We start from the raw sequence: 14,227 nt of genomic DNA, 5'->3' as shown, positions 1-14,227 counted from the left end.
AAGGCGGAGGTACCCAATGAACACCGAGTTGATCGAACAGTTGCGCGCCATCGTGGGTGCGGCCAACGTACTGACCGAGGGCGACCTCGGCGCCTGGGAGCAGGACTGGCGCAAGCGCGCCCGCGGCAAGGCGCTGGCCGTGGTGCGCCCGGGCAGCACGCCGCAGGTGGCCGAGGTGGTGAAGGCCTGCGCGGCCGCCGGCACCGCGATCGTCCCGCAGGGCGGCAACACCGGCCTCGCGGTCGGCTCCATCCCCGACGAGAGCGGCACCCAGGTGGTGCTGAGCCTGCAGCGCATGAACGCGGTGCGCGAGGTGGATGCGGCCAACCTCACGATGACGGTGGAGGCCGGCTGCGTGCTGCAGACGCTCCAGGAGACGGCCGAGAAGGCCGGCTTCCTGTTTCCGCTGAGCCTGGCGGCCGAGGGCAGCTGCACCATCGGCGGCAACCTCGCGACCAACGCCGGCGGCACGCAGGTGCTGCGCTACGGCAATGCGCGCGAGCTGTGCCTGGGCCTGGAGGTGGTCACGCCGCAGGGCGGCATCTGGGAAGGCACCAGCGGCCTGCGCAAGGACAACACCGGCTACGACCTGCGCGACCTGATGATCGGCAGCGAAGGCACGCTGGGCATCATCACCGCCGCCACGCTGAAGCTCTATCCCCTGCCGGCGGCGCGGCTGACCGCCTGGGCCGCCGTGCCCACGCTGGAGCAGGCGGTGGAACTGCTGGGCCTGGCCCACCAGCGCCTGGGCGCCGGGCTCACCGGCTTCGAGGTGATGGGCCGCTTCGCGCTCAGCCTGGTGGCCAGGCATTTCCCGGCCCAGCGCGTGCCCTTCATCGAAGACGACGGCGTGCCCTACTGCGTGCTGCTGGAGAACTCCGACAACGAGTCGGAAGACCATGCGCGCGCCCGTTTCGAGGCCCTGCTCGAAACGGCCTTCGAGTCCGGCTGCGTGAGCGACGCGGTGGTGGCCGAGAACCTGACCCAGGCCCACCAGCTCTGGCACGTGCGCGAGAGCATCCCGCTCGCGCAGGCCGAGGAAGGGCTCAACATCAAGCACGACATCTCGATCCCGGTCTCGCGCATCCCGGCCTTCGTGGCCGAGACCGATGCCCTGCTGGAGCGCGAGATGCCCGGTGTGCGGCTGGTGAACTTCGGCCACCTGGGCGACGGCAACCTGCACTACAACGTGCAGGCGCCGGCCGGTGCGCACAACGGCGACTTCCTGCGCGACCACGAGGACCGGATCAACGGCCTGGTGTACGAATCGGTGCGCCGCTTCGCCGGCTCCTTTTCGGCCGAGCATGGCGTGGGCTCGCTCAAGGTCGAGACGCTGGAGGCGCACAAGTCACCGGTGGCGCTGGAGATGATGCGCGCCATCAAGCGCGGGCTGGACCCGCAGAACCTGCTGAATCCGGGGCGGGTGATACGGACCTGAGGCGGGGACACATGAGCAGCCGTTCCGTCCTGGCGCTGCGCCACCTCGCCTTCGAAGACCTGGGCCTGCTGGAGCCGCTGCTGCGCCGCCGCGGCTGTTCGCGGATCGACCACCACGACGTCGGCGTGGACGACCTCGCCCGCATCGACCTGGATGCGATCGACCTGCTGGTCGTGCTGGGCGGCCCCATCGGCGTGTACGACGATGCGCTGTACCCGCATCTGGCCGCCGAGGTCGAGCTGATCCGCCGACGCCTCGCCAGCGGCCGGCCGCTGCTGGGCATCTGCCTGGGCGCGCAGCTGATGGCGCGCGCGCTGGGCGCCGGCGTCGCACCCATGCCCCATGGCCGCAAGGAGATCGGCTTCGGCCCCATGACCCTGACCGAAGCCGGCCGCGCCTCGCCGCTGGCAGCGCTGCAGGGCCAGAGCGTGCTCCACTGGCACGGCGACCAGTTCGCGCTGCCGCCCGGCTGCGCCAGCCTGGCCGAGACCGCGCTGTGCCCGCACCAGGCCTTCATGGCCGGGCCCGCTGCCATGGCCTGGCAGTTCCACCTGGAAGCCGACCCGCGCCGCATCGAGCAATGGCTGATCGGCCACACGGTGGAACTGGCGCAGGCCGGCGTGGACATCGCCGCGCTGCGACGCGACGCCGCGCGCCAGGGCCCGGGCCTGGCGGCTGCACTGGAGCGGGTGATGGGGGCCTGGCTCGACGAACTGCAGGGACGGGACAGCGGCGTTGCATGACCCTACCCGGGGGTGTCATGTTCACGGGTCATGCGCGTAAACTATGCGCATTCCCGACGCTCAAGGAGCCTCCCCATGTTTCGCTTCGACAACGCGCCCAAGAAGGCCGCGAACCTCTCGCTCAACAGCAAGGTGCTGGAGATGGCCCGCGAGCTGGGCATGAACGTGTCGCAGACGGTCGACCATCTGCTCGCAGAAGAGGTGAAACGCCGCTATTGGGAGAAATGGGCCGAGGAGAACAAGGAAGCCATGGAAGCCTACAACGCGCGTATCGCCAAGGAAGGCCTGCCGTTGGCCAAGTACCGCACATTCTGAGCCCGTGCATGGCGCGCTTCGACATCTACCGGCACCCCGATGCCAGCCTCCGCAAGAGCACCCCGTTCCTGTTGGACCTGCAGAACAACTACATCCACGGTGTCGACACCCGTATCGTGGCGCCAATGCGGCTCGCCAGAATGTTCGGCCTGCCGATGCGCGATCTCAACCCCTCGTTCGAAATAGCCGGGACGCAGGTCGTCATGGACATTGCTGCGCTTGCTGCCTTTCCTGCCGCGGATCTTCGAACGCCCATCCTCAACCTGCAAGGGCAGAGCGACGTGATCGTCGACGCACTCGACATGCTCTTTGGCTCCTACTGACATGCCCACTCGCCCCATCCGCTCCCAATACGAAGACTTCATGCGCCACGTGGACACCCACGGCGTCTACAAGAGCGACCGCACCGGCACCGGCACCAAGAGCGTGTTCGGCCATCAGATGCGCTTCGACCTGAACGAGGGCTTTCCGCTGGTCACCACCAAGAAGGTGCACCTGAAGTCCATCATCGTGGAACTGCTGTGGTTCCTGACCGGCTCCAGCAACAACAACTGGCTCAAGGAGCGCGGCGTCACCATCTGGGACGAATGGGCGCGCGAGGACGGCGACCTGGGCCCCGTCTACGGCGTGCAGTGGCGCAGCTGGCCGACGCCGGACGGCGGCCACATCGACCAGATCCGCCAGGTGATCGACACCCTCAAGACCAACCCCGACTCGCGCCGCATCATCGTGAGCGCCTGGAACGTGGCCGACCTGCCGAAGATGGCGCTGATGCCCTGCCATGCCTTCTTCCAGTTCTACGTGGCACCGCCGCAGAACGACGGCGAACGCGGCCGCCTGAGCTGCCAGCTCTACCAGCGCAGTGCCGACATCTTCCTGGGAGTTCCCTTCAACATCGCCAGCTACGCGCTGCTCACCCACATGGTGGCGCAGCAGTGCGACCTGGACGTGGGCGACTTCATCTGGACCGGCGGCGACTGCCACATCTACAGCAACCATGCCGAGCAGGTGGCGCTGCAGCTCAGCCGCGAGCCGTACCCGTACCCGACGCTGCGCATCAGGCGCAAGCCGGCCTCGATCCTCGACTACGAGTACGAAGACTTCGAGATCGTGGACTACCGCCACCACGACCCCATCAAAGCGCCCGTCGCGGTCTAGCGCCATGACCACCACCCGCATCAACCTGATCCTGGCCCGCGCCGCCAACGGCGTCATCGGCCACGAGGGCGGCATCCCCTGGCACCTGCCGGAGGACATGGCCCACTTCAAGCAGCAGACCGCCGGCGCGCCGGTGATCATGGGCCGCAAGACCTGGGACTCGCTGCCGCCGCGCTTCCGGCCGCTGCCGGGGCGGCGCAACATCGTGATCAGCCGGCAGCCCGGCTGGCAGGCCGAGGGCGCCGAGTGCGCCGACGGCCTGCGCGAGGCGCTGGCACGCTGCGAGCAGGCCGAGGAGCCGGAAGTGTGGGTGATCGGCGGCGCCCAGATCTACGCCGAGGCCGAGCCGCTGGCCCAGCGCGCGATCGTGACCGAGATCGACCGCCACTACGAAGGCGACGCCTGGGCGCCGCGCTTCGACACCTCCTGGCGCGAGACCGCGCGCGAGTCGCACATGGCGGCCAATGGGTTGCGCTACAGCTTCATCACGCTCGAGCGGCCCTGAGCACCGGCATCTTCACGTGCACTTGCGGCATTCCATCCGGTTTCCATCGCCTGGCTTCCACCGGCTGGCCCTGACGGCGCTTGCGGCTGCCCTCCTGGGAGGCTGCGCATCCGCGCCACCCAGCGCGCCCTCACCCCCACCCGCCGCCAGCACGCCGACCCCGGCAGCCGCTCCCTCGAGCCAGGCCAGTGCGGACGACGCGCAGTTGCAGCAGGGATTCACCCGGTGGGTGGCCGACTTCCGCGCGACCGCACGCGCGGCAGGCATCGGCGAGGCCACGTTGCGCGCGGCGTTCGACAAGGTCCAGTACCTTCCGCGCGTCATCGAGCTGGATCGTGCGCAGCCCGAATTCACGCGCGCGGTCTGGGACTATCTCGATGGCACCGTCTCGGCCCAGCGCATCGCGTCCGGCCAGGACAAGCTGCTGCAGGTCCGCGGCGAGGTCGACGCGGCAGCCGCGCGCTACGGCGTGCCGCCGGCCATCCTGGTGGCCGTCTGGGGCATGGAAAGCAACTACGGCAGCAACTACGGGAGCACCTCGACCATCGACGCGCTGGCCACGCTGGGCTTCGAAGGACGGCGCGCGGACTGGGCGCGCGGGGAGCTGCTCGCGGCCTTGAAGATCCTCGACAGGGGCGACATCGGCCGCGACGACATGATCGGCTCCTGGGCCGGCGCGATGGGCCAGACCCAGTTCCTGCCCTCGAGCTTCCTGGCCTACGCGGTGGATACCGATGGCGATGGCCGTCGCGACATCTGGGGCAGCATGGCCGACGTGATGGGCTCGACCGCGAACTTCCTCGCGCGCGCCGGCTGGCAGGCCGGGCAGCCCTGGGGGGCCGAGGTCCTGCTGCCGCCGGGCTTCGACCACGCCCGCGCCGATCCGTCGATCCGCCAGTCCAGCGCCCAGTGGGCGGCCGAGGGGCTGCAAGGCATGAACGGCCAGCCGCTGCCGGAATTCGCCGACGGCGCGATCCTGCTGCCGGCCGGCGCCCGCGGCCCCGCCTTCCTCGTCGGGCCCAACTTCCGCGCCATCCTCCGCTACAACAATTCGACCAGCTACGCGCTCGCGGTCGGGCTGCTGTCGCAGCGAATCGCCGGCGGCGCCGGCGTGCAGGCACCCTGGCCACGCGACCTGGCCATGCTGACGCGCAGCCAGATGGCGGAGCTTCAGACCGCGCTCAACCAGCGCGGCTTTGCCAGCGGCACGCCCGACGGCGTGATGGGGCCGGCCACGCGCGAGGGCGTGCGCCGGTATCAGCGCAGTGCCGGCCTGCCCGCGGACGGCTATCCGACCCTGGAGTTGCTGCAGCGCCTGCAGCAGCCTTAGCCACTGTCGTGTCGCGCGGCGGCGGGCCGCCGGCCTGCGTCATCCGCCTGCGGCGCTGGGACGTTGGCCTTGTACCTCATGTCCGCGCTTCCCCGCTTCTCCCCGCCGCCGCTGGCCACGGCGCACGACATCCTGCATGGCCCCTCCCGTCCCGACTTGCTGCGCGAAGAGGTGCTTGCCGACCTGTTCGAAGCGACCGCCGCCGAGCGGCCCGAGCATCCGGCCCTCGTCTTCGGCGAGCGCACGCTCAGCTACCGCGAGCTCGACGCGCTCGCCAACCTCGCCGCCTCGCGCCTGATCGAGGCCGGCATGCGCCCCGGCCAGATCGTGGGCCTGTGGCTGCCGCGGGGCATCGAGCTGATCGCGATGCAGCTGGCCATCGCCAAGACCGGCGCGGCCTGGCTGCCCTTCGACGTCGACACGCCGGTGGAACGCATCGGCATCTGCCTGGACGATGCCGACGCGGCCGGCGTGCTCACCGGCGAGGAGCTGGCGCCACGCCTGGCCGGCCTCGGCCGCACGGTGTGGACGGCGGAGGCGCTGCTCGCGTCCGCGCCCGAACAACCGCTGCGCCGCCGCGAGGGCGCCAGGCCCGCGCATCCGGCCTACGTGATCTACACCTCGGGCTCCACCGGCAAGCCAAAGGGCATCGCCATCACCCAGCGCAGCATCTGCCACTTCCTGCGCAGCGAGAACGCGGTGCTCGGCGTGCGCGGCGAGGACCGGGTGTACCAGGGCTTCTCGGTCGCCTTCGACATGAGCTTCGAGGAGATCTGGATCAGCTGGCTGGCCGGCGCCACCCTGTGGGTCGCGCCGAAGGAGATCGCCGCCAACCCCGAGGCCCTGCCCGCGGCGCTGAAGGCCCAGCGCATCACCGTCCTGCATGCGGTGCCCACATTGCTGGCCCTGTTCGGCGAGGACGTGCCCGGCCTGCGCATCGTGAACCTCGGCGGCGAAGCCTGTCCCGATACGCTGGCCGCGCGCTGGGCCCGGCCCGGCCGGCAGGTCTTCAACACCTACGGCCCCACCGAGGCCACCGTCTCCGCCAGCCTGGCCGAGCTGCGCGCGGGCGAGCCGGTCACCATCGGCCGGCCGCTGCCCAACTACGCGCTGCTGGTGGTCGACGCAGAGGCCGACGGCGAGCAGGGCCCGGCCCTGCTGCCCCGTGGCGAGACCGGCGAGCTGTGCATCACCGGGCCCGGCGTGGCCGCCGGCTACCTCGGACGGCCCGAGCTCACGGCCCAGAAGTTCCTGCCCAACCCCTGGGCCACCGGCGAGCACGACCAGCGCCTCTACCGCACCGGCGACCTCGCGCGCATCGATGCCGCCGGCCGCGTGCAATGCCTGGGCCGGGTGGACGACCAGGTCAAGATCCGGGGCTTCCGCGTGGAACTGGGCGAGATCGAGGCCGCGCTCGCGCAGCAGCCGGGCGTCGGCACCGCGGCCGTGCTGCTGCGCGCCGAGGAGGGCATCGACCAACTCGTGGCCTTCATCGTGGCCGATGCGCCGCTGTCGGTCACGGCGCTGCGCGAGGCGCTGGCCGCGCGGCTGCCGCCCTACATGCTGCCCGCACGCTTCGAGATGCTCGAGGCGATGCCGCGCCTGACCTCGGGCAAGATCGATCGCAAGACGCTCAAGGCGCGGCCGCTGGCGGCAGCCGCCGAAGCTGAAGACTCCGATCGTCCGCAGGGTGCCGCCGAGCATGCGCTGTTCACGGCGCTGGCCCGGATGTTCCCGGGCCTGGCGATCCGGCGCGATGCCGATTTCTTCGCCGACCTCGGCGGCCATTCGCTGCTCGCCGCGCGCCTGGCCTCGGCCCTGCGCGCGGACCCGCGCTTCGCGCACGCCACCGTGCGCGACATCTACCAGCACCGCGTGATCGGCCGCATCGCGTCGGTGCTGGAGCGCGATGGCGTCGCGGCGGAACACACGCCGGACTGGGCCCCGCCCTCTGCCCTGCGCCGCTGGCGCTGCGGCCTCGCCCAGGCCGCCGCCATCCCGCTGCTGGTGGCGCTGCGCATGATGCAGTGGCTCGCGCCCTTCTTCACCTACCACTTCCACACCGGCAGCCCGGGCGATTCGATCCCCTACGCGATCGCGATGTCGGTGGCGATGTTCCTGCTGGCCACGGTGCTCGAGTTCGCGCTCGCGATCGGGGCCAAGTGGCTGGTCGCCGGCCGACTCGCGCCGGGGCGCTATCCGCTGTGGGGCCTCGTGTACTACCGCTGGTGGCTGGCCGACCGGCTGATCGATGCCGCGCCCACCTACCTGCTCAGCGGCGCGTCGCTGCATGCCTGGTGGTGGCGCGCGCTGGGGGCGCGCATCGGCGACGACGTGGTGATCGGCTCGGTCAAGCTGCGCGCACCCGACCTGCTTGCGCTCGGCGACCGCGTGAGCGTGGGCAACGCGGTCAACTTCGAGAACGCACGCGTCGAGCGCGGCGAACTGGTGCTCGGCCGCATCGAGATCGGGGCCGACGCGCACGTGGGCTCCTATGCGGTGCTCGAAGGCGACACGCGCATCGGCGCCTGGGGCCACCTCGACGGCCAGTCGGCGCTGCGCGAGGGGCAGTCGGTGCCCGAGCGCAGGCTCTGGGTGGGCTCGCCCGCGCGCGACGGCGGCGCCTTCGATCCGGCTTCCCTGCCGCCGCGGCCGCCGGCGAGCGCCGCCCGGCGCGGCGCCGAAACGGCCTTCTTCGCCATCGGCGCGGCGCTGGTCTCGGTGCTGTTCTTCCTGCCGGTGTTCCCGACCTTCCTGCTGATCGACGTGCTCGACGACACCGAGCGCTTCCCGTGGCTGGAGACCAGCTCCACGGCCCTGCAGCTGCTCAAGTATTTCGTCTTCGCGCTCCCCGCCAGCGCGGTGATGGTGGTGCTGACGGTGCTGGCCGCCGCCGCCCTGCGCTGGGGCCTGATGCCGCGCCTCGCCCCCGGCAGCTGGCCGGTGCACAGCCGTACCTACTGCGTCAAGTGGCTGGTCAACCAGATCCAGGAAGGCAGCCTGAACGTGCTGCACGGCCTGTACGCGACCGTGTTCGCGCCGACCTGGTACCGCCTGCTCGGCGCCAGGGTGGGCCGCGATGCCGAGATCTCCACCGCCCTGGGCGTGGTGCCCGACATGCTCACGCTCGGCGACGAGACCTTCGTCGCCGATGCGGTGCTGCTGGGCGACGAGGAGATCGACGGCGGCTGGATGACGATGCAGCCCACCGTGGTCTCGCGCCGCAGCTTCATCGGCAACGGCGCCTACGTGCCCGACGGCACCACGCTGCCGGAGAACGTGCTGATCGGCGTGCTCTCGCGCGTGCCCGACCGCCACGCCATCCAGAGCGGCGACACCTGGGCCGGCTCGCCGGCGCTGCACCTGCCCGCGCGCGAGACGGTCACGGGCCACCCCGAATCGCTGACCTACCGCCCCTCGGCGCTGCGCCGGCTCGGGCGCGCGCTGGTCGAGGGCTTCCGCATCGTCGCGCCGCACGCGATCGTGATCGCGGCGGGCTACAGCATCGTGCTCGCGGTGATGCCGCTGGCCGCGGCCAGCCAATGGGGTTGGGTGGCCTGGTACCTGATGGTCGACGGCCTGATCTTCGGCCTGGGCACCTTCGTCTTCGTCCTGCTCTTCAAGTGGCTGCTGCTGCGCCGCTACCGGCCGCGCGAGGTGCCGATGTGGACGCCCTTCGTCTGGCTCTCCGAAGCCGCGACCAACCTCTACGAGGGCATTGCGGTGCCGAACTTCATGCACTACCTGCGCGGCACCCCCTGGCTGCCCATGGCCTTCCGGCTGCTGGGCTGCCGCATCGGCCGCGGCGTGTACCTCGACACCACCGACATCACCGAGTTCGACTGCGTGCACATCGGCGCGCACAGCGAGCTCAATGCGCAGAGCTGCCCGCAGACCCACCTGTTCGAGGACCGCGTGATGAAGATCGACCACGTGCGCATCGGCAAACGCGTGACCATCGGCCCGCGCACCACGGTGCTCTACGGCGCGCGGGTCGAGGACCGGGCGCAGCTCGGGCCGCTCACGCTGGTGATGAAGGGCGAGACCATCCCGGCCGCGAGCGTGTGGAGCGGCAATCCGGCCGCGCCTGCCGCGGCCCGCTGAGCCGCAGGGCGCGAGTCACTGGAGCTGGATCCGCCGTCGCGCGATCAGCTCGCCCCAGCGCTGGCGCTCCTTGTCGATCAGCGCGTCGAAGCGCGCGCCGTCGAGCGCCAGCACCTCGGCATCGAAGCCCGCCAGCTTGGCCCGCACCTCCGGCTGCGCCATGCCGCGCTGGAACTGCTGGCTGAGCCAGGCCACGACCGCCGCAGGCGTCCTGGCGGGCGCGGCCACGCCGTACCAGGACTGCACCAGCGTGTCGGGAAACCCGGCCTCGGCCACCGTGGGAACGTCCGGCAGCGAGCGCGTGCGCGCCGCGGCGTTCACCGCCAGTGGGCGCACCTTGCCGGACTGGATCAGTGGCAGCACCAGGTTCTGCGTCACGATGGCGAACTGCAGCTGCCCCGAGCCCAGGTCCACCAGCGAGGGCGGCTGGCCCTTGTAGTTGACGTTGGTCAGTTTCAGGCCCGTGCGCTCGAAGAACAGCTCCTGCGCCAGGTGGATCGAGCTGCCCGTGCCCGGGTTGGCGACGTTGAACTCGCCGGGCTTCGCACCCGCGAGCGCGACGAACTCCTTCAGCGTGCGCGCCGCCACGCTGCTGTGCACCACGAACACCGTGGGCGCGGCCGCGATGCCGCACACGCCGCTGAATTCCTTGCCCCGGCCCTTCATGTCCGGAATGAGGTGCTCGCCCACCGCCAGCAGCGGCGAAGCGCCCAGCAGGGTGTAGCCGTCCGGCGCGGCGCGGGCGACCGCGTCGAGGCCGATGCGCCCGTCGGCGCCGGGGCGGTTCTCGACCACCATGCGCTGCGGCAGCTCGGCCGACAGCGGATCGCTGACGGTGCGCACCAGCCCGTCGACGATGCCGCCGGCCGGATAGGGCACCACGATCTTCACCGGCTTGTCGGGATAGCCGCCCGGGCCGGGCGGGACCGCGGCCCCGGCCGGGCGCGACAGAACGGGCAGGCCTGCCGCCATTGCGGCGAGGACGCAGGAATGGAAGTGGCGTCGATGCATGCTGTCTCCTCTCGTCGTGTCATGCCATGTACGGCGTCATCGATCGCAGCGCGTCGCGGGTCTCCCGCACCAGGCGCTCCATCACGTCGGCGACCGGCTCGATGCGGCGCAGCCAGTCCACGCTCTGCCCTGCCGCCTCGTACATGAGCGGCGCGATCTCGTGCTCCTCCACCGCCGCCAGCAGCTCGCCGGTCAGCGCCTGCTGGTAGGGCATGGCCAGCGGCTGCGGCGCGCCGGGCGCTTCCCAGGCATCGCTGAAGGCGCTGCGCAGCACGCGGCAGGGCTTGCCGCTGTGGGCACGGGTGATGACCGTGTCCTCGCTGCCGGCCGCGATCAGCTTGGCCGCCAGCGCCGCGGGCAGCTCGTGCTCGCGCGTGCCCAGCCACAGCGTGCCGAGCCAGGCGCCCTGCGCGCCGAGCGCGAAGGCGGCCGCGACCTGCGCGCCGGTGCCGATGCCGCCGGCCGCGATCACCGGCCGCCCCTGTGCCGCGGCGACGATCTGCGGCACCAGCGTGAAGGTGCCGATCGGCCCGGTGTGGCCGCCCGCGTCGTAGCCCTGCGCCACCAGGATCTCGGCGCCCGCGGCGATGGCCTTCCCGGCATGGCGGACGCTGCCGACCAGCGCGATGGTCTGCTGGCCCGCCGCGCGGGCCCGCGCCAGCACCTGCGGCGGCGTGCCCACGCCCGCGGCGAAGACGTCGACATCGCTGGCCGTCACCGCATCCATCTGCTCCTCGAACAGGCTCTGCGAGCGCACGTACTGCGAGAAGAAGTTGCCATGCGTGGCAGGCGGCACCTGGTGCCTGTCGAACAGCGTGCGCACGAAGTCGCGATGCCCCTGCGGAACGGCGGCAGCCACCGCTTCGCGCGTGTTGTGCCCGGGCAGGCCGGTGGGCAGCAGCAGGTCCACGCCCACCGGGTGGTCGGGGCACAGCCGGCGCAGCAGGCGCAGCTTGTCCTCCAGCTCGTGCGGGCCGTCGCGGGCCGCAGCGTAGACGCCCAGCCCGCCGGCGCGCGAGATGGCCGCGGCCACCTCGACCCGATGCGCCAGCCCGAAGACCGGCAGCCGGATGCCCAGCCGGCGACACAGCGCATTGGTCAGCGGCTCAGCCATGGCACCACAGGTCCGGTTCCATGGCCAGGCAGGGGTGCTGCGCCATCTCGCCGGCCGTGCGCAGCACGTGGCGGCCGATCAATGTCTTGTGCACCTCGCTCGTGCCCTCGCCGATCTGGTTCATCTTGGCGTCGCGCATGAAACGCTCCAGCGGGAAGGCCTTCAGGTAGCCGTTGCCGCCCAGCAGCTGCAGGCAGTCGACCACGATCTTCATGCACAGGTCGGTCGCATGCATCTTGGCGATGGAGGCGTGGATCGACGCATCCTTGTCCCCGGCGTCATAGCGCAGCGCGGTGCTGTAGACCAGGCAGCGCGTGGCCTCGATCTGCGCCGCCATCTCCGCCAGCATCCACTGGATGCCCTGGTGCTCGCCCACCGCCTGGCCGAAGACCTGGCGTTGGCCCGCATACTGCGCCGCGATGCGCAGCGCGCCGGTGGCGCGCCCCAGCGCGATGGCGGCATGGCCGATGCGCGCGCGCAGCAGCGTGTCCTGGGCGAGGGCCATGCCCTGGCCCTCCTGGCCGAGCAGGTGGCCGGCCTGCACCTGCACGTTCTCGAAGTCGACCATCGCGATCGGCACGCCGTACCAGCCCAGCTTGGGGATCACCGGCGACACGCTGACGCCCTTCGCATCGCGCGGCACGACGAAGGCGCTCAGCCCCTTCGCGCCGGCCGGGCCGTCCTCCTGGCGCGCGACCACCACGAACATGTCGGCCACGTTGGCGCGGGTGATGAATTTCTTGCGCCCGTTGAGCACCCAGCCGCCCTTGCCGGAGGGCGCGTAGCGGGCCGCCAGCCGCGCCACGTCGCTGCCCGCGCCGGGCTCGGTGAGCGCGAAAGCCGACTGGCGCGCGCCGCTCGCCAGGTCGCCGATCAGCTCGCGCTGGAGCGCCTCGCTGGCGCCGGCCACGATCGGCCGCGAGGACAGGTCGGTGCCGGTGATGAGCGAGGCCGCGGTGGAGCACACGCCCGCCAGCTCCTCGATGATGCGCACGCGCAGCAGCATGCTGGCCTCGCTGCCGCCGTAGGCACGCGGGAAGGCGGTGCCGACGATGCCCTCGGCGGACAGCAGCCGGAAGGTGTCCCAGGCGAACACGTCCTCGCGCGCCACGCGCTCGGCGTCGGGGCCGATCTTCTCGGCCACCAGGGACTGGACGCGGGCCAGCAGTTTCGCCTCCTCGGGCGGCAGGTTCACGAGCGGATGGGGGTCGGCATGAAGGGGCATGGGTTCTTCCTCGGGTGGGGGTTTCAGATCACGCCCGCGGTCTGCAGGCGTTCGATGTGCTCGGGATCCAGCGCGAGCTCGCGCCGGTAGAAGTCGGCGTTGTCCTGGCCCAGCGCGCCGCCGCTGTGGCGGATCTCGCAGGGCGCGCCGGCGAAGCGCGGCACCACGTTGGCCATGCGCACGCGGCCGAAGTCCGCATCGGGCACGTCGCAGATGGCCTGGCGCGCGCGCAGGTGCGGGTCGGCCTCGATCTGGTCGATGCCGTAGATCGGCGCGATGGTGCCGCCCGACGCCTCGAAGGCAGCCAGCACGGCCGACAGCGGATGTCGGCCGCACCACTGGGCGAAGACGCCGTTGAGCTCCGCCGCATGGGCCACCCGCGCGCTGTTGTTCGCGAAGCGCGGATCGGCGATCAGGTCCGCCCGCCCGATGGCACGGCAGTTGGCGGCGAAGAGCGCGTTGGTGCTGCCCGCCAGCGACACCCAGTGCCCGTCGCCCGTGCGGTAGACCGCCGCCGGCGCCGAGTACTGGTTGGCGTTGCCGGAGCGCTGGCGCACCGCGCCGAGCTGGTCGTGCTCGATGGGCAGGAACTCCAGCAGCTTGAGCGTGGCCTCGGTGAGCGAGAGGTCGATCTCCTCGCCCGGCGCATTCGGATCGCGCGCACGGCGCCACAGGGCGGCCAGCACACCCACGGCACCGAACAGGCCGCCCACGTTGTCCGCGACCGGATAGCCCGCATGCATGGGCTCGCCCTCGGCTTCGCCGGTGAGGTGGGTGAGCCCGCCCATCGCCTCGAACACGCGTGCGAAGCCGGGGCGGTTGCGGTACGGGCCGGTCTGGCCGAAGCCGGTGGCGCGCAGGATCACCAGGCTGGGCTGCGCCGCCCACAGCGCCGCCTTGTCCAGGCCCCAGCGGTCCAGCGTGCCGGGGCGAAAGTTCTCGATCAGCACGTCGAACTGCGGCAGCATCTTCAGCAGCAGCGCGGCACCCTCGGGCTTGCGCAGGTCGAGCGTGATCAGCCGCTTGCCGCGGTTGGTCACCTTCCACCACAGCGGCTTGCCGTTCTTGTGCGGGGGAAAGTCGCGCGCGCCGTCGCCGCTGCCCGGCAGTTCGGCCTTCACCACGGTGGCGCCGTAGTCGCCCAAGAGGGCGGCGGCGGAAGGGCCCGCGATGATCGTGGCGATGTCCAGTACGCGAAGGCCTGTCAGAGGTCCGGTCATGTCGTTTCGTCTCCTGAGGAAGACTCTAGTTGCCGGACTTCCTCGGGCCAATGTCCAATCTGGA

12 protein-coding genes are annotated in these 14,227 nt (G+C 71.3%); 8 read left to right on the top strand and 4 right to left on the bottom strand.

Going from position 1 to position 14,227, the window contains the following annotated elements:
• Positions 1-16: 16 nt before the first annotated feature.
• The 8 genes from A8M77_RS02605 to A8M77_RS02570 all read left to right on the top strand — a co-directional run bounded on the left by A8M77_RS02605 (position 17) and on the right by A8M77_RS02570 (position 9,593).
• The gene (locus tag A8M77_RS02605; protein WP_086919991.1) at positions 17-1,438 is read left to right on the top strand and encodes an FAD-binding oxidoreductase; all 1,422 of its coding nucleotides are present in this window, start codon (positions 17-19) and stop codon (positions 1,436-1,438) included.
• Between the two features lie 11 nt (positions 1,439-1,449).
• On the top strand, positions 1,450-2,181 hold the full coding sequence (locus A8M77_RS02600; protein ID WP_086919990.1) for a glutamine amidotransferase: 732 nt from the start codon (positions 1,450-1,452) through the stop codon (positions 2,179-2,181).
• A gap of 75 nt (positions 2,182-2,256) precedes the next feature.
• Entirely contained in the window at positions 2,257-2,496 is a 240-nt protein-coding gene (locus tag A8M77_RS02595) for a type II toxin-antitoxin system CcdA family antitoxin (protein ID WP_086919989.1), read from the top strand.
• A gap of 8 nt (positions 2,497-2,504) precedes the next feature.
• On the top strand, positions 2,505-2,819 hold the full coding sequence (locus A8M77_RS02590; RefSeq protein ID WP_086919988.1) for a CcdB family protein: 315 nt from the start codon (positions 2,505-2,507) through the stop codon (positions 2,817-2,819).
• A 1-nt stretch (position 2,820) separates the two neighbouring features.
• A complete protein-coding gene (locus tag A8M77_RS02585; RefSeq protein WP_086919987.1) occupies positions 2,821-3,654 on the top strand; it encodes a thymidylate synthase in 834 nt (277 codons plus the stop codon).
• Positions 3,655-3,658: 4 nt separating this feature from the next.
• A complete protein-coding gene (locus A8M77_RS02580; protein WP_086919986.1) occupies positions 3,659-4,159 on the top strand; it encodes a dihydrofolate reductase in 501 nt (166 codons plus the stop codon).
• 205 nt (positions 4,160-4,364) lie between these two features.
• Positions 4,365-5,489 carry a lytic murein transglycosylase gene (locus A8M77_RS02575; RefSeq protein ID WP_443269998.1) on the top strand — a complete coding sequence of 375 codons (1,125 nt, stop codon included), beginning with the start codon at positions 4,365-4,367 and terminating at the stop codon, positions 5,487-5,489.
• A 78-nt stretch (positions 5,490-5,567) separates the two neighbouring features.
• Entirely contained in the window at positions 5,568-9,593 is a 4,026-nt protein-coding gene (locus A8M77_RS02570; protein ID WP_086920198.1) for a Pls/PosA family non-ribosomal peptide synthetase, read from the top strand.
• Positions 9,594-9,608: 15 nt separating this feature from the next.
• Here A8M77_RS02570 and A8M77_RS02565 read toward each other — a convergent pair whose 3' ends face one another.
• The 4 genes from A8M77_RS02565 to A8M77_RS02550 are packed head-to-tail and all read right to left on the bottom strand — an operon-like array spanning position 9,609 to position 14,163.
• On the bottom strand, positions 9,609-10,604 hold the full coding sequence (locus A8M77_RS02565; RefSeq protein ID WP_086919984.1) for a Bug family tripartite tricarboxylate transporter substrate binding protein: 996 nt from the start codon (positions 10,602-10,604) through the stop codon (positions 9,609-9,611).
• Positions 10,605-10,623: 19 nt separating this feature from the next.
• Complete coding sequence (locus A8M77_RS02560) at positions 10,624-11,718, bottom strand: NAD(P)H-dependent flavin oxidoreductase (RefSeq protein WP_086919983.1); 1,095 nt, start codon at positions 11,716-11,718, stop codon at positions 10,624-10,626.
• Positions 11,711-12,943 (bottom strand): acyl-CoA dehydrogenase family protein, encoded by a 1,233-nt coding sequence (locus A8M77_RS02555; RefSeq protein WP_086919982.1) that lies wholly within the window; start codon positions 12,941-12,943, stop codon positions 11,711-11,713. The genes A8M77_RS02560 and A8M77_RS02555 overlap by 8 nt, the downstream gene beginning before the upstream one ends.
• 23 nt (positions 12,944-12,966) lie before the next feature.
• The gene (locus A8M77_RS02550) at positions 12,967-14,163 is read right to left on the bottom strand and encodes a CaiB/BaiF CoA transferase family protein (RefSeq protein WP_086919981.1); all 1,197 of its coding nucleotides are present in this window, start codon (positions 14,161-14,163) and stop codon (positions 12,967-12,969) included.
• Between the last annotated feature and the right edge of the window lie 64 nt (positions 14,164-14,227).

This window comes from Variovorax sp. JS1663 (assembly GCF_002157355.1).
Lineage (GTDB): Bacteria > Pseudomonadota > Gammaproteobacteria > Burkholderiales > Burkholderiaceae_C > Variovorax.
This window is presented reverse-complemented; position numbering and strand designations above follow the sequence as displayed.